The 14,856-nt window shown below is 42.0% G+C and carries 15 protein-coding genes; 5 read left to right on the top strand and 10 right to left on the bottom strand.

Translation table 11 applies throughout. From position 1 onward, the window contains the following. Nucleotides 1-36: 36 nt before the first annotated feature. The 4 genes from MN200_RS11570 to MN200_RS11555 all read right to left on the bottom strand — a co-directional run bounded on the left by MN200_RS11570 (nucleotide 37) and on the right by MN200_RS11555 (nucleotide 3,240). Nucleotides 37-732 carry a pirin-like bicupin family protein gene (locus tag MN200_RS11570; protein WP_058870043.1) on the bottom strand — a complete coding sequence of 232 codons (696 nt, stop codon included), beginning with the start codon at nucleotides 730-732 and terminating at the stop codon, nucleotides 37-39. Between the two features lie 122 nt (nucleotides 733-854). Continuing rightward, nucleotides 855-1,706 (bottom strand): hypothetical protein, encoded by an 852-nt coding sequence (locus tag MN200_RS11565; protein ID WP_227509223.1) that lies wholly within the window; start codon nucleotides 1,704-1,706, stop codon nucleotides 855-857. Next, on the bottom strand, nucleotides 1,703-1,918 hold the full coding sequence (locus MN200_RS11560; protein WP_228254458.1) for a hypothetical protein: 216 nt from the start codon (nucleotides 1,916-1,918) through the stop codon (nucleotides 1,703-1,705). Before MN200_RS11560 ends, MN200_RS11565 begins: the two co-directional genes overlap by 4 nt. 80 nt (nucleotides 1,919-1,998) lie before the next feature. Next, nucleotides 1,999-3,240 carry a L,D-transpeptidase gene (locus tag MN200_RS11555; protein ID WP_242759422.1) on the bottom strand — a complete coding sequence of 414 codons (1,242 nt, stop codon included), beginning with the start codon at nucleotides 3,238-3,240 and terminating at the stop codon, nucleotides 1,999-2,001. Between the two features lie 202 nt (nucleotides 3,241-3,442). Here MN200_RS11555 and hemE point away from each other — a divergent pair, with 202 nt between their 5' ends. From hemE to MN200_RS11530, 5 genes are all read left to right on the top strand, one after another. After that, nucleotides 3,443-4,513, top strand: coding sequence for a uroporphyrinogen decarboxylase (hemE, locus tag MN200_RS11550; protein WP_242759421.1), 1,071 nt, complete (start codon nucleotides 3,443-3,445; stop codon nucleotides 4,511-4,513). A 36-nt stretch (nucleotides 4,514-4,549) separates the two neighbouring features. Beyond that, on the top strand, nucleotides 4,550-5,347 hold the full coding sequence (locus MN200_RS11545; RefSeq protein WP_171253468.1) for a DUF817 family protein: 798 nt from the start codon (nucleotides 4,550-4,552) through the stop codon (nucleotides 5,345-5,347). Nucleotides 5,348-5,493: 146 nt separating this feature from the next. Further along, entirely contained in the window at nucleotides 5,494-5,964 is a 471-nt protein-coding gene (locus MN200_RS11540) for a DUF3015 family protein (protein WP_242759420.1), read from the top strand. Between the two features lie 69 nt (nucleotides 5,965-6,033). Further along, entirely contained in the window at nucleotides 6,034-7,917 is a 1,884-nt protein-coding gene (locus MN200_RS11535; RefSeq protein WP_242759419.1) for a DUF4105 domain-containing protein, read from the top strand. 196 nt (nucleotides 7,918-8,113) lie between these two features. After that, nucleotides 8,114-9,490 (top strand): diguanylate cyclase, encoded by a 1,377-nt coding sequence (locus MN200_RS11530; protein ID WP_234304656.1) that lies wholly within the window; start codon nucleotides 8,114-8,116, stop codon nucleotides 9,488-9,490. 57 nt (nucleotides 9,491-9,547) lie between these two features. Here MN200_RS11530 and MN200_RS11525 read toward each other — a convergent pair whose 3' ends face one another. The 6 genes from MN200_RS11525 to MN200_RS11500 all read right to left on the bottom strand — a co-directional run bounded on the left by MN200_RS11525 (nucleotide 9,548) and on the right by MN200_RS11500 (nucleotide 14,627). After that, nucleotides 9,548-9,907: a cupin domain-containing protein gene (locus MN200_RS11525; protein ID WP_242759418.1), complete on the bottom strand. Its 360-nt coding sequence runs from the start codon at nucleotides 9,905-9,907 to the stop codon at nucleotides 9,548-9,550. A gap of 86 nt (nucleotides 9,908-9,993) precedes the next feature. Beyond that, nucleotides 9,994-10,542: a GTP cyclohydrolase I FolE gene (gene folE, locus MN200_RS11520; protein WP_171054237.1), complete on the bottom strand. Its 549-nt coding sequence runs from the start codon at nucleotides 10,540-10,542 to the stop codon at nucleotides 9,994-9,996. A 93-nt stretch (nucleotides 10,543-10,635) separates the two neighbouring features. Further along, nucleotides 10,636-11,322 (bottom strand): Smr/MutS family protein, encoded by a 687-nt coding sequence (locus tag MN200_RS11515; RefSeq protein WP_004695682.1) that lies wholly within the window; start codon nucleotides 11,320-11,322, stop codon nucleotides 10,636-10,638. 251 nt (nucleotides 11,323-11,573) lie between these two features. Next, nucleotides 11,574-12,395, bottom strand: coding sequence for an SDR family NAD(P)-dependent oxidoreductase (locus MN200_RS11510; RefSeq protein WP_228199301.1), 822 nt, complete (start codon nucleotides 12,393-12,395; stop codon nucleotides 11,574-11,576). Between the two features lie 32 nt (nucleotides 12,396-12,427). Next, nucleotides 12,428-14,062, bottom strand: a complete 1,635-nt coding sequence (locus MN200_RS11505; protein WP_242759417.1) for a long-chain fatty acid--CoA ligase — start codon at nucleotides 14,060-14,062, stop codon at nucleotides 12,428-12,430. A 70-nt stretch (nucleotides 14,063-14,132) separates the two neighbouring features. Then, nucleotides 14,133-14,627: a 2,4'-dihydroxyacetophenone dioxygenase family protein gene (locus MN200_RS11500; protein ID WP_058870034.1), complete on the bottom strand. Its 495-nt coding sequence runs from the start codon at nucleotides 14,625-14,627 to the stop codon at nucleotides 14,133-14,135. Nucleotides 14,628-14,856 lie beyond the last annotated feature (229 nt).

The raw sequence follows: 14,856 nt of genomic DNA, 5'->3' as shown, positions 1-14,856 counted from the left end.
ACGTCGAGACGTTGGCTTTTTATTGTGAGTGATGACTTATTTGACTTCAGGCAAATCAAACCAAATCACTTGTGCTTCTTCCAAAGCTTTAACGTCGCTTGCTTCTAAGAACGCAATCGCGTCACCTGCATGAAGAGTATGTTCTGCAATTTGGATAGAACCTGAAATTACATGCACATAGTTAATATGCTGTGTAGTTTTAACTTCTAGCATTTGATTTTTTTCAATCACAGCCGTTTTGACTTCGGCATCTTGACGGATATGCATTGCAGCATTGTCATTTGGACCACAAATCACATGCCATTGATTTGGCTGCTCATGTGGATCAAGACGAATCTGCTGATAGGTTGGTGCTGCATCCCTTTGATTTGGGGTAATCCAAATTTGTAGCAAATGTACTGGCTCATCACCCTGATTCATTTCACTGTGCTGTACACCGGTACCTGCACTCATCAGTTGCCATTCACCTGCAGAAATACCACCATGGTTGCCCATGCTGTCTTTATGGGTGATGGTACCTTTAAGCACACAGGTCAAGATTTCCATATTGTCATGGGGGTGCTGCCCAAAACCTTGATGACCCGCGATCACGTCGTCATTGATGACACGTAGAGCACTTACGCCCATATATTTAGGGTTATACCAACTGCCAAAAGAAAAACTGTGTTTAGACTCTAGCCAACCGATATTGACATGACCACGGTCTTGACTGCGATGAATGAAAGCATCCATTTTGAACTCCAATCTTATTTTTAATCTATGGAGTGATTTTAGCGTTTTATATTTGTCTCTAAAATAGTGAATTTGCAATGTTGCGTTTCAATATTGAAATGATTAAACACAACATTGCAGCCTTAGTTTAAATAACAATACCGTACGCGGAAATCTTTCCAGACGTAGTTTTTGCCTTGCGCATATTCAGCTAAAAATTGTTGATGTAGATTCGGCTGCTGTTGCATCCAGTCATTGCCCCATTTCACACCGAGTGGAGCTGCTTTGTCTTTAAAAACAAAATAGTCATCGAGGCAAGTACTGCTTTCAACGGAGAGTGGTACATCTTGATCATCGAGATAATTTTCATAATTAATCGAGTTGGGTGGATTCTTTAAGAACACTTTGTCACTGGCGGTGAGCAGAATTTTCTGTTCAAAGTGCTTCAATTGACCTTGTCTGTATTCATAGCGGGTTTCAAGGTTATAAGGGTGTACGGTTTGGTAGTCGCCTGGAGACTTGGTGCTGTATTCCAGTATTGCATTATTATAATCTAATAAGTCTTCATCCCATTTGGGGCCAAAACTCATTCCATCTTCAATGGTTGGAGCCACAAATTGCACGCGGTGGAGCTGTTTGCCATTCGTGTCAATTTCAATAATTTCATAGCTGTATCGGTAGCGATTGTTGGCATAGATGGAGTTCATAACCGCATTAGCTTTTAACTCTGTAGGGGTATAGGCATAGCGAGTACGAAAAATCATTGCGAGATGCTGAGCGACAGGCATAATCGAAAACAGCTCATGATCTTTGACGGTGTTGTTGAGTTGGGGCTGTAGGGTGATTTTTTCTCGATTTTCAGCATAAGCCTCGCCTATTGAAAAAACTGCAGAGTGGGGCTGGTTTAAATAAAGCAGTTTAGGCTTTTGCTCTGTTCGAATCACGTAATAGTGAATCGGAGATTTACCTGCGATGACGTAATAGCGTGCATTCAAAAGTGGCTCTCTGAGACTGTCTTGCTCTGGAATGTATTGTGGGGGTGACGGATTTTTTCATGATCATCCAGACTGTCAAATGGATGGTCAGATTCCACCGCATAAGCAGAAGCATCCACGCTGGTCACGATTTCTTCATCTAATTCGGCAAAGCTATAAGTTGAGAAAGCTAGTAAGCAGGCTACGGGCAGTATTATTTTTAAAGCGTTCATCGTCATTTTTATATTGTTGTAATAAAAAAAGGTGCTCTCAAGAGAACACCTTTTATAGCGTAAATACCTTAGAAAGCCAATTATTCTAAGAATTTAACCGTAACACCTGACTTCACTTTTTTGCCAAGATCATTAGCATCCCAGTTGGTCAAACGGATACAACCGTGTGATGCTGTTTTAGAAATAGCAGAAGGGTTTGGTGTACCGTGGATACCAAATGATTTTTTGCTTAAACCAATCCAGATATTCCCTACAGGACCGTTCGGACCTGGTGGTAGAGAAAGTGGTTTTAAGTTTTTACCCTGTACAAAGTTACTTGGCGAGTAGCTATACCATGGATTTGGTGCAACACCAGTGACTTTATAGGTACCCGCTGGCGATGGAGTGTCCGAGCTACCAATGGTTGCAGGGAAAGAACCAATCATTTGGTTGCGGCTGTTAAATAAATACAGCTGTTTTGCACCTTTGTGTGCAACAATCAAATGAATGTCTTCTGGCACTTCATTGCGGATATTGGCCACAATAATTTTTTCGCCCGCTTTTTTGAAGGTCGCTTTTGGATTTAACTTCTGCAAAAAGTCTTCATCCATATGGAACTTTTCACCCAACATTTCAGTCACGCGAGTGTAATACAAACCTTTCATTTTGGCTTGTAGTGCATAATCGCGTGGAATTGATGCGGCATAAGGACCTTTTAGGTCTGCTTCGGTAATGGTGTATTCAATAAATGCAGGCTTAGAACCTTGGCTTGCCAGTAGGGCATCCCAAGTTTCTTTGGTTAAAGTGCCTGTTGCTTTTAAACCGCTCATTTGCTGGAACGAAGCAATGGCTTTGAGGGTATTTTTACCGCTCATGCCATCAATTGCACCCGGAGACGCATGTGCATTATTCAGCATCACGTGAGCACGTGCATAGACAGGGAATTGGCCTTTACCAATATTGTCAAACCATTCTGCACTGTTTAGACCATTTAATGTCCACGATGCTTTTGCTGCAGCAGGATTGGTCGTCGTGGTGGTCGGTGCAGGGGTGGTTTTGCTTGGTGCAGCACCAACGTCAGCGGTTTTATCTTCAGATTGTTCAAGTTGATCTAAAGTTTGCGAAGCTTGGTTTAAGTCTGCTTGTTCTTTTGCTGTAATTTGGCTATTTGCAACCGCAGTAGAAGCTGAAGCGACATCTGTTGCTAAAGGATCAATAGGATCTTGAACTGAAGTACCAATGATCTTTTTGGGCGTCAAAGGTTGTTCAGTAGTAGATGCAGCAAACGCTGTACCAGCAAGAATGCAACTTAAACTCATCGCGAGTATTGTGCGAACGAACATGTAATTCAACCTTAAGAATTATTCATTTACAAAGTAAAAACTAGTCAAGTATTACAGAAAAAAGATGGAGATGCAGTATTTGTTTTGTGTAAATATTCGTTTGCATCTTTGTCCTGATCGAATTTTAGTGTTATGAGAAGTTATTAAAAATTCGACCTTTTTGTTATGATGGTGAGCAAATTTAATTGAGATGGGAAAGTAAATGACGACGCTTAAAAATGATCGTTTTCTACGTGCTTTATTACGTGAACCTGTAGATACCACACCCGTCTGGATGATGCGTCAAGCAGGACGTTATTTACCTGAATATCGTGCAACCCGTGCTCAAGCGGGTGATTTCCTTTCGCTGTGTAAAAATAACGAATTTGCGTGTGAAGTAACTTTACAGCCTTTACGTCGTTATGAGCTCGACGCTGCCATTTTATTTTCAGATATTTTAACTGTACCCGATGCTTTGGGTTTAGGGCTTTATTTTGAAGCTGGGGAAGGGCCTAAATTTCATAAAACGGTTCGTACTGAACAAGATGTGGCGAATTTACCTCAGTTTAATGCTGCATCTGATCTCGACTATGTGATGAATGCAGTCAAGACGATCCGTTCTGCGCTTGGCGGCCAAGTGCCATTAATTGGCTTTTCAGGCAGCCCTTGGACGCTGGCAACTTATATGGTTGAAGGTGGTTCGAGCAAAGATTTTCGTTTCACTAAGCAAATGATGTATGCGCAACCTGAAGTTTTACATGCGCTGCTCGATCGTTTGGCTGATGCGGTGATTGACTATCTAAATGCGCAAATTGATGCAGGTGCTCAAGCCGTACAGATTTTTGACAGCTGGGGCGGGGCATTGGCGCACCGTGAATATTTAGAGTTTTCTTTAAAATACATGCAAAAAATTGTTGCAGGTTTAAAACGTGAAAATGAAGGACGTAAAGTTCCAGTCATTTTATTCACCAAAGGTGGTGGTCAGTGGTTAGAGCCAATGGTGGCAACAGGGGCGGATGCTTTTGGTCTAGATTGGACGACACCATTAAATGTGGCTCGCCAAACGGTGGCTGACCGTGCGGCACTGCAAGGCAACTTAGACCCTGCAACATTATATGGTTCGCATGAGACCATCGTGAAAGCCACCAAAGCCATGTTGGATGACGCTTATGCAGGCGGTGAGAAAACGGGTTATGTTGCAAACTTAGGGCATGGCATTACCCAGTGGGTTGATCCTGAAAACCCGAAAGCCTTTATTGATACTGTGCATGAATACAGTGCCAAATATCTCTAAGTTTCACAGCTTCAATTCAATTAGGGTTCATGCGTGATCACGATTTTAAAATCATGTTTTGAGTTCTCATCTAAGGCAGCTTCGGCTGCCTTATTTGGGATATTGTTGTTATTGGCTTTTGCGCTCACAGCCAGTATGGGAAGTCAGGAATATTTCGGCTTTTTCCGTTATGACTATCTACTGTTTTATGCCGTGCTGATTCAAGTTTGTCTGCTGTATTTAAAACTTGAGTCTTGGGCCGAAGCTAAAGTGATTGCATTATTTCATGTGATGGCAATGGTGATGGAAATCTTTTTGACTCATCCGCAAATTGCATCTTGGCAGTATCCGCATCCCGCCGTGTTTAAAATTTTAACAGTGCCTTTGTTTGCAGGTTTTATGTATTCGGCTGTGGGCAGTTTTTTTGCGCGTTCATTGCGTCTTTATCATATTTCTTTTGAACACTTGCCCCGTTTCTCCGCCATGCTAACCTTAGCGGTGTTGTCTTATATCAACTTTATGTCCAAATTTTTTGTTCCCGATATTCGCTATCTTTTGTTTGCGTGGAGCATAGTGCTGTTTTGGAAAACCAAGATTGGCTTTGAATTACAGCAGCACCGTTTTCAACTGCCGATGTTACCCGTACTTTTACTGTTGGCTTTTATTATTTGGATTGCGGAAAATATCAGTACGTTTTACCAAATCTGGTTGTACCCAAGTCAAGTCGATGCATGGCATATGGTCGGTTGGGGCAAGTTGGGTTCTTGGTATTTATTGCTACTGCTCAGTCTGGTGTTGGTGTTAAAGATTTTAGGGAAACGAGATCTACGTGGCAGTTGGTCCTTATACCGCTAAAGCACATTTTTAAATATTCACTTCACTTTAGTATAAATTGTTTTGCGTTATGCGCTTGTTACGGCTATCTTACAAGGGTGTAGCTCAAAATACACACAATGGGAACAATAAAAATACTCGGAGATAATCGAGTCTGGAGAAACCTTATGTTGAAAAAAATAGCATTGGCTGCGGTTTTGGCTGTTGGTTCTACCGCTACATTTGCAGATAATGACGTCGGTTGTGGTATTGGTTCACAAATTTGGGCTGGCCAGTCTGGTAAAGTCGCTAAAATTTTAGCGGGTACAACCAATGGTCTTTTTGCTAACCAACTTTTCGGTATTACCTTTGGTACTTTAGGTTGTAGCGGTACAGGTACCGTGACTGCTCAGGCAGTAACATTTACCAACGAAAATGCGGAAGCATTGGCGCGTGATATGGCAGTTGGTGAGGGCGAAAGTCTAAATGTACTGGCTGAATTACTGAACATCCAGTCTGAAGATAAAGCACGTTTCTTTGAAGTGTCTAAACAAAACTTCGCAAAAATCTATTCAGCTGAAAACCAAGATGCGCTTCAAGTATTAGCATCTTTACAAGCAGTCATGGCAACGGATAGCTTATTAAAAGCATACGTTTAATTGCACCATAAAACCCTGCCATTCAGGCAGGGTTTTTCATATCTAAAAAAGAAGAATAGCTAACACTGCATGAAATCTGTTGTCCTCCTCTTTAGTGTGCTATTCAGCACCAGCATCTTTGCTCAAGCACCTAGCTCAGCAGAGTTTTATATTGAAAAAGCACAGCAGCTGAAGCTAGCCTCAAATGTGACTTGGCAACGTTTGATGTATGCCAATGTCTCAGGACAAAGTGAAGTCACTTATCGCCCATTTTTTTATAGCGAACACGGACAAACTCAGCTCAAACAAGAGCTTGATGCCAATATTTCAGCACTTTTTACCCCAGCCGAAGCCAATCAATCGATTCAATGTCGCTTTCCGGCACGTTCAAAATGGCTCATAGGACAACTGAATATTGTATCAAACCAACTGCCTAAAGCCTCATGTCCTGAGCTGGATGAGTGGCTTGGGCAAATTAAGCCGTATAAGGCGACTTTAATTTACGCTACGGACTTTATGGGCAATCCCAGTTCGATGTTTGGGCATACCCTGTTAAGGCTTGATCCTAAAGACCAAAAACAGCTGAACTTAGTTTCTTATGCCGTGAATTATGCAGCGACAGTGGCCAATAGCGACAGCTTTTCTTTTGCATGGAAGGGCTTAACCGGGCAGTACCCAGGTGAGTACTCACTCATGCCGTACTATCGAAAAGTGAAAGAATATGGTGATTTGGAAAGCCGCGATTTGTGGGAGTACGAGTTAGCCCTGACGCCAGAAGAAACCAAAACCATGGTTGAGCATATTTGGGAACTCAAGCATGTGCAATTTCCTTACTATTTTATCAGTGATAACTGTGCCTATCGTTTACTGGGTTTAATTGATTTGGTACGGCCAGAGGTCAACCTACAAAAACAATTTAAAACCGCTGCGATTCCTGTTGAGACTATTAAGGCGGTCGATGAAAACCATCTAATTGCAGAAAGTGTTTACCGTCCAGCTTTAGAAACTCAGTTGTTGGCACAAGCCAAACAACACGGACAAGCCTTGGCAGCGGCTGCGCATCAGGTTGCGCAACTTAAACCTGCTCAAATGCAAGATTATTTGAATCGCTATGCCTTGGTGGATCAGGCACGTATTTTAGAAATGGCCTATGACCATGTGTATTTACAGTTAATTGCACAAAAGATTGCGGCAGAAGACGCCCAACCGCGTATTCGACAACTGCTGGGTTTGCGGAGTCAGATTGACTTGGAAAAGCAACGTCAAGTGGTCGAAGCGCCAAAAGTAGATCCAGTAAAAGGCCACAATGCGCGAACCGTTCAGCTTGAAGCAGGTGAGATACAAGGTGACACTTATTTCCGACTGAGCCATCGTCAGGCCTATCATGACTTGATTGACCCGCAAGGCGGTTTCCGTTTGGGTACACAGCTTAAGTTTCTAGACGGCAGTCTCGAATACCGTGATGATCGACTAAAACTGCAAGAACTAAATGTGCTGGAGGTCAATGCCTACAGTCCACTGACTGCCTTTAAAACACCATTAAGCTGGGGTTTTAACATGGGTTGGCAACAAGAGGCACTAGATCGAGATGGTACATTTAGTGAACAAGATCAACACGGCGTATTTAATCTATCCAGTCAGTTTGGCTATAGTGTGGCAGATCAGGCGCGTCAACATTTATGCTATGCACAATTGCAAAATCATGTTCAAGCAGGCAAAGCTTTAGAGCGAGGTTGGCGCGTGGGACTTGGGCCAACGGTAGGCTGTCAGAACATCTGGAGCGAACATATCAATAGTTTGGTACAGGTCGAGCTGCCATATTGGGAAGATAGCCATCAATGGCAAGTCAGACTGAATACTCAGTTGCAATATTTATTCAATCAGCAAAATGCCTTGAGGCTTCATTGGCAGTATCAACAGCAAAAAGGCAAAGATTGGGATCAGATGGGTTTGAGTTATCTCCATTTCTTTTAGTTCGATCCTCTTTTCAAAGCCCCATTAATGGGGCTTTTTTTATGGAAGTCATTGCTGTTAAAACAACCAAACGTGAGCTTTACTTTTTATAAAGCGCTGAAAATGAAAGCTGATGGTGAAAATAAGTATTGAAATTTGCTATATTAATCACATAAATGTCTAGTAAGTCTAAAAAATATATAAATAGGTAATTTTTATGAATGATGAATGCATGGCTAAATTGGCCGAGCAGTGGGGGAAAATTTTCCAACATTATTCAGTGAATGATCACGTTAAAGCGCAAAATTTTATTCAGCAGCATTCGTCTGTATTGGTCAATGAATTTTATAGCAATATTGTCTTGGAGCCTGAGGCTGCAGATTTTTTTAAAGATGACATCATTCAACAACGTTTAAAAAACAGTTTAAACCAATGGCTCATTGAAAGTTTCGACGTGGCTGTGAATGAAGCTTATTGTGCAGCAGTTGAAAAACAACAAAAAGTTGGGCAGGTACATGCGCGGGTGAGCATTCCTTCTTGGTTGATCATGTGCGGTATTCGTGAGATTGAAAACAAAATTTTGGAACTCTTGGCTGAATTTCCGCTAGAAAATAACCACCACATGCTAAGTTATATGCTGCAAATTATGGGTTTTGCGACAGAAATTATTTGCAGATCCTATGAAGCCAATACTGAGCGGAGCCATGAAGTTAAGCATAGCTATCGTTTATTTTCTGCAATGCAAGATGTCGCAGTACAAAAAGATAAGCAGCGCAGTATTTTACTCGACTGGGAAAATGAGTTGATGTTCAAAGTCTTCTCCGAGCATCCGCAGTTGCAACACATTGCTTTGTCTAAGTCGGAATTTGGTCTATGGTTTGTGCATAAAGCAGCGTATGCGTTTACAGGTGCAGAGCAGGTGGAGACCATTATCAGGCTGATTCAACAGGTCGATACCCTCAATTTTGACATGCTCGACTGTCAGGATCAGGCTCAGAAGGTAGAACGCATTCAAGAAATTCGTGACGTGAACCGACAGATCCAGCATTTGGTCGATCAACTGTTTCAAGTGACCGAATATATAGACTCAGGCAATGACTCACTGACTCAACTTTTAAACCGTCGTTATTTAAGTACGATTGTGTCGCGTGAAATTAATTTTGCTCGTAAAAATGATGCGACACTCAGCCTATTGGCAATCGACGCGGATTATTTTAAACGTATTAATGATAAGTATGGGCATACAGCAGGGGATTTGGCACTGCGTTTTATTGCTGAAGTCTTGTTGGATGTAGCGAAGGGCAGTGACTATGCCTTCCGTGTCGGTGGCGAAGAGTTCTTATTGTTGTTGGTCGATAGTGATCTCACGCGTGCTTTACAAATCGCTGAAACGATTCGCATGCGGATACAGGAAACCCCAATTCGTACCGCTCATGGGCAAAATTTTAGTTTGACCGTCAGTATTGGTTGTACGGTTTATAATGGTCATCCTGACTATCAACGCTTTTTAGACACTGCCGATTCTGCACTCTATGCGGCCAAAAATAAAGGGCGGAACTGTATTCATGTGACTGAAAAAGTCCTGAGTGTTTAAATCTCAGACTTAAACACGAGCTGTTCTAAGACGTTTCAAATCGGTTGTTCAGGTACTTTATACCTCAACAATCACATAGTATTTTTTAACAGCTTCAACCACTTCAAATGTACCGATAAAACTCGGTGGAATAATTCCTGCCTGACCTGCTTTGACTTGAATGAAGTTTTGAGTGTGAGCATCATGAATACGGATGCAGCCTTCCATCACTTGAAAAAATTCCTGTTTATTGTCGGCAAATTGAATATTCCATGACCCAACTTCACAGTGCCAAATCCCGCAGCCCATGTGTGGGTGTTCATATAGACTATAGGTCTTGCGCTGTGGGTTGCCTTGGACCAAACGGTCTGGACGTGGAAAATCAATACTCTGTTCGCCTTGGGTCAAACCATGACCTGCTAACCAAATTGCTGACATTGCGTATTCCTCTAAACAAAAAATGAATCGTTCAATGATATATGCATAAAAAAAGCCCCAACAGAGGTTGAGGCTTAATGTTTCAATTAATAGCTTTCAGGGACTGCACTTAAAAACTCGCGACGCTCTTCTTTATTGGTTTTAAAGTCACCAATAAAGGAAACGGTACGTGTAGTCGATTCTTGCTTGCCTACGCCGCGCATCATCATACACATATGTGCAGAATCAATCATAACTGCCACGCCACGTGCACCTGTCACTTCTGCAACCGCTTCTGCAATCTGCTGCGTCAGATTTTCTTGAATCTGTAGACGACGTGCAAACATTTCGGTAATGCGTGCAAATTTAGAGAGTCCAAGGACATTACCTTCAGGTAAATACGCAATATGTACGCGACCATAGAAAGGCAATAAATGGTGTTCACAGAGTGAATAAAATTCGATATTTTTAACCAGCACCATTTCACGGTTGTCTGATGGGAACACCGCATTATTGGTCACTTCTTCTAAGCTTTTGCTATAACCAGACGTTAAATACGAAAAAGCTTTAGCAGCACGCATAGGCGTATCGAGGAGACCTGGACGGGTTAGGTCTTCACCAACGGCAGTTAAGATGTTAGCGTAGGATTGCTGCATAGACATAAGACGTGTTCACTTACACTGATATTGAACAAGGACGGCATTGTAGCAGAAAACTATTCCAATGCCTTATTTTGGACAAAAATCCGATTACTGTTTAAACTTTGGGTTCTTTTCAGCACGTTTTAGCAACACTAAAACTGCACCTGTGCCACCTTGTTTCTCTGGTGCACTCACAAAAGCCAGCACATCGCGGTGTTGACGCAGCCAACCATTCACATAGGTTTTTAAAATGGCTTCCGGACCTTTGCCGTGTACAATTTTAATGACATTTTGATTTTCATCTTTGGCCATTTGAATGACTTGTAAAACTGCGACACGGGCTTCTTCAACGGTGCAACCATGCAAGTCGACTGCTTCAAACCAACGAATGTTACCCGCTTTTAAATCTTCAAATACTTTGTGTTGCAGCGTAGCAATGCGATAACTGAGCGCGGCTTGGCTCGCGACAGGATTGAGCATGGCTTGAGTATCAGACAGCTCAGTTGCATCGGTATGCATTGGGCCTTCAGCCGCTGCACGTTTTGCTAAAGTTTGTGCATCGATTTTTTTCTTTGGATTTTTTTCTATTTTGGCAATGTTCGCGGTCTCCATTTTTTGGACACCTTGCATTTGTTTTTGAAACAACGCGAAATCATCTTCTGGCTCGGGCGGAGCAACTTGAGCTTGGGCCTCAGACTGTTTAATCGCAGTCGAATGCGGATTAGTGATTTGCTTTTTAAAGTCTTTCAGTAAATTAAACTGTTCTTTAGAAAGCGATGAATCATGTTTGCTCATAGGGTCAGAAAAATACGCAAAATAAGGAATTAGGCGATAATTATAGTCTGATTTTTCCTATATTTGAACTGAATTGCATTTATAGAGAATGGCAAAAAATTGAATAGCAAATGACTGATAGTATTTTGTGGAGTGCTCAAGAGAACGATAGTTGTGGAAGAACCTCAAATGATTGAACCCGAGCAACCATGCTACCTAGATAGAAAATGATCCACTCGGGTTCAGGTTTGGCATGCTAAGTCAGTCGTACCTTAACTTGCACGTAAAGTACGGATGATTTTATCTAGTTTTTTATCGATTTGGTTACGATAAAGGTCAGGCAAGACACGCGAAAGTTTGGCAAGAATACGTGCTTGAGTACTTGGAATAATCATAAATTGGGATGAGAAAATGCCGTTGTAAATTTCCTGACAGGCCTTCTCTAGTGGGAGGCTGCCGCCAAGTTGTTTTAATGCCGCTGTGACTGGTGAACCATTTTTACGTTCGTCAAATACCATCGGTGTTTCAATTTCTGGCGGGCAAACCACGGCAACTTTAATTTTCTGACTGCGCAGTTCCATACGTAGCACTTCAGCCAAACCGACCACGCCAAATTTAGATGAGCAGTAACCCGTATAACCATAGCAACCGACCAAGCCCGCTGCTGATGCAACTAAAACCAATTTTGGTGATTTGCCTTGTTGAACCGCTTGCTTGAGATGCGGTAATGCAGCATGGGCTACATTACGGCTACCGACCAGGTTGATATTAATTTGTCGTAAATATTCTTCAGACGTCATGTCTTCAAATGATTTTGCAATCGCAATGCCTGCTGAGTTAATGAGCAAATCTGGCGTACCAAATGCAGTCACCGCTTCTGCAAATTTTGCAATGATGCTGCTTTCATTTTGTACGTCCACTTCAAAACCACAGACAGTAGGTGAGCGCTTTTGCAAGTCAATCACTGCTTGTTCAATGCCAGCATGGGCAAAAATACACACTTGGAAGTTGTCTTTGAGTAGGTATTTAGTCAGTTCAAGACCAATACCGCTACTGCCGCCTGTAACCCATGCTGTTTTCATATTTTTTTTCATCACAATATCCTTTTGAATGTTTCGAATGAGCCTTAAACGACTTCGTCTTGAAGTAAAACATGACCAAATTGTTTGCGGAGTTCTACTTTCACAATTTTACCTGTACCGTTGATTGGCAGTGCATCTACAAAAATCACCACGTCAGGAATCTGCCAGCGGGCAATCTTATTATCAAAGTAAGCCAGCACTTCTTCTTCAGTCAGTGTTGAGTTTTCCTGTTTTACGGCAATCAAAATTGGGCGCTCATCCCATTTCGGATGACGTGCTGCAATAGCAGCTGCCATGTGAATTTCAGGGTGGCCTACGGCAATATTTTCAAGTTCAACCGAAGAAATCCATTCACCGCCCGATTTGATTAAGTCTTTGGCACGGTCGCAAATGGTCATATAACCGTCTGCATTTAATGTTGCGATATCCCCCGTGTCGAACCAACCATCGGCTGTGGTGGCACTTTTTTCTTGATTGAAATAATGATCGACAATCCAAGGGCCACGAATTTGTAAATTCCCTTGAGTATGACCATCGTTGGTTAGGACTTGATTGGTGCTTTCATCAACGATACGTAATTCAACACCAAAAGGTGGACGACCTTGGGTTAAGCGTAATTTTTCAAAACCTTCAGCACTCAACGTGGCATGTTTTGCTTTCGGTTGGTTCGCTGTTCCCAGTGGGCTGGTTTCAGACATTCCCCATGCATGAATGGTGTCGCAAGCATAGTTGTTTTTGAAATCACGAATAATCGACGGTGGGCATGCAGCGCCACCCACGACATTACGGTTCATACCTTCTAAAGTTGTCCCACGTTTTTTCGCAGCTGCAAGTAAGCCTTGCCAGATGGTGGGAACACCTAAAGCCACAGTAACTTTATAGTTGTCAATCAGGTTAACAAGGCTGTCACCATCTAAATTTGGTCCCGGTAAAACCACGCTACTACCGACCATAGCTGCGGCATAAGGAACCCCCCATGCATTGACATGGAACATTGGAACAACAGGCATGACCACATCATTTGCCGACAGGTTTAATGAGTCTGGCAAGCTAATTGCCATGGTGTGTAATAGGGTAGAACGGTGGCTATATAGTACGCCTTTCGGATTGCCTGTTGTGCCTGAGGTATAACATAAAGAACTTGGGGTTTCTTCGCCGAATTGCGGCCAGTTAAATTCAGCAGATTGGTTTTGAATTAAATCATCATAGAAAATAACATCAGGCAGCGCTGCAATGACTTTTTCATCACGCTCACCGTAACAGATAAATTTTTCAACGGTTGGTACTTTGCCTTGGATTGCGACAATTAACGGTAGAAAAGTTGAATCAAAGAAAATCGCTTTATCTTGTGCATCGTTAATAATGAACACCAGTTGTTCTGGGAATAAGCGAGGGTTGATGGTGTGGCATACATAACCACTCCCTGAAATAGCATACCAAGACTCTAAATGACGGTGGTTGTTCCACGCGATCGTTGCAAGACGATCACCTTGGTTAAGATTAAATGACGTGAAAGCATTGGCTAAACGTTTGCTATTCTGTTGGACCTGTAACCAATTGGTGGTGGTCATTTGACCATTTACTTCACGTGAAAAAATAGAAGTATCTGCGTGGTACTTTGCCGCATGTTCGATTAAATTACTAATCAATAAAGATTGGTGCATCATTTTGCCAAACATTTCATTCATCCTTGGTGACTATTTTTCTAATAAAAAAGGCTATTAGCCGAAGCCAAAAGCCTTTTGGAATTTATTTGTCGCTAAATACAACATCCGAACCCGGTTTAATATAACGCGGCATTTTTTGCCCAGTATGTTGTGTCACTGCATGCAGAGTACGTTCAATCCAACCTGCATCCATGATGAACATTAGAGAGTCATCATCATTTAAGTTGACGTTCGCACCATTAATGACCATAAAGCCTTCAGCACCTTCTGGTGTTGCTAAAGTATGGATCGAACCTGCTGGTTCAAATAAATAGCTGCCAGCCGTTTGAACATCTTCAGGATATTCGACATAATGCCATGAACCTGCTGTTGTATAGAAATGTACAACACCGGTATGGAAGTGACGTGGAAGGATAGTACTCGGTTCAAAACGGGCATGAATAACCCAGACGCCATTATCGGGGTCTAAAAAGCAAGGTGTGACATGTACACCCGGTAGTGCATTTTTGATTTCGCCATCTTTGATGTTAATCGTTAATAATCGATCCTGATGTTTAACTGATTGTGCGATGCTCATGATAAAATCCTTATATGTCTTTGATTTAGAATATGATATGAGATATCAATACCTAAGATTTCCTTAAGCTTGAGCATAACAAGGTTTCAGAAAATGCAAACCACTCGAAAGAATGGAATTTACATTGTTTGATAAATGCGCGAATGAACAGTTTAAAATAGGGATTGGAATGGTTTTTGATGCTATTTCATATTGCTTAACTGCGGTGCCCCTTCTAATTTATAAGTGT

Source organism: Acinetobacter sp. LUNF3, from assembly GCF_022699605.1.
Classification (GTDB): Bacteria; Pseudomonadota; Gammaproteobacteria; order Pseudomonadales; family Moraxellaceae; genus Acinetobacter; species Acinetobacter johnsonii.
Note: the sequence above shows the minus strand (reverse complement) of the source record. Positions and strands in the feature narration are given on the sequence as shown.

Excerpts from the sequence above, each read along its gene's own strand:
- MN200_RS11505 (WP_242759417.1), bottom strand. The coding sequence starts at position 14,062 with ATGTTTGGCAAAATGATGCACCAATCTTTATTGATTAGTAATTTAATC.
- hemE (WP_242759421.1), top strand. The coding sequence starts at position 3,443 with ATGACGACGCTTAAAAATGATCGTTTTCTACGTGCTTTATTACGTGAA.
- MN200_RS11515 (WP_004695682.1), bottom strand. The coding sequence starts at position 11,322 with ATGAGCAAACATGATTCATCGCTTTCTAAAGAACAGTTTAATTTACTG.
- MN200_RS11535 (WP_242759419.1), top strand. The coding sequence starts at position 6,034 with ATGAAATCTGTTGTCCTCCTCTTTAGTGTGCTATTCAGCACCAGCATC.
- MN200_RS11540 (WP_242759420.1), top strand. The coding sequence starts at position 5,494 with ATGTTGAAAAAAATAGCATTGGCTGCGGTTTTGGCTGTTGGTTCTACC.
- MN200_RS11525 (WP_242759418.1), bottom strand. The coding sequence starts at position 9,907 with ATGTCAGCAATTTGGTTAGCAGGTCATGGTTTGACCCAAGGCGAACAG.
- MN200_RS11555 (WP_242759422.1), bottom strand. The coding sequence starts at position 3,240 with ATGTTCGTTCGCACAATACTCGCGATGAGTTTAAGTTGCATTCTTGCT.
- folE (WP_171054237.1), bottom strand. The coding sequence starts at position 10,542 with ATGCAGCAATCCTACGCTAACATCTTAACTGCCGTTGGTGAAGACCTA.
- MN200_RS11570 (WP_058870043.1), bottom strand. The coding sequence starts at position 732 with ATGGATGCTTTCATTCATCGCAGTCAAGACCGTGGTCATGTCAATATC.
- MN200_RS11500 (WP_058870034.1), bottom strand. The coding sequence starts at position 14,627 with ATGAGCATCGCACAATCAGTTAAACATCAGGATCGATTATTAACGATT.
- MN200_RS11530 (WP_234304656.1), top strand. The coding sequence starts at position 8,114 with ATGAATGATGAATGCATGGCTAAATTGGCCGAGCAGTGGGGGAAAATT.
- MN200_RS11510 (WP_228199301.1), bottom strand. The coding sequence starts at position 12,395 with ATGAAAAAAAATATGAAAACAGCATGGGTTACAGGCGGCAGTAGCGGT.
- MN200_RS11560 (WP_228254458.1), bottom strand. The coding sequence starts at position 1,918 with ATGAACGCTTTAAAAATAATACTGCCCGTAGCCTGCTTACTAGCTTTC.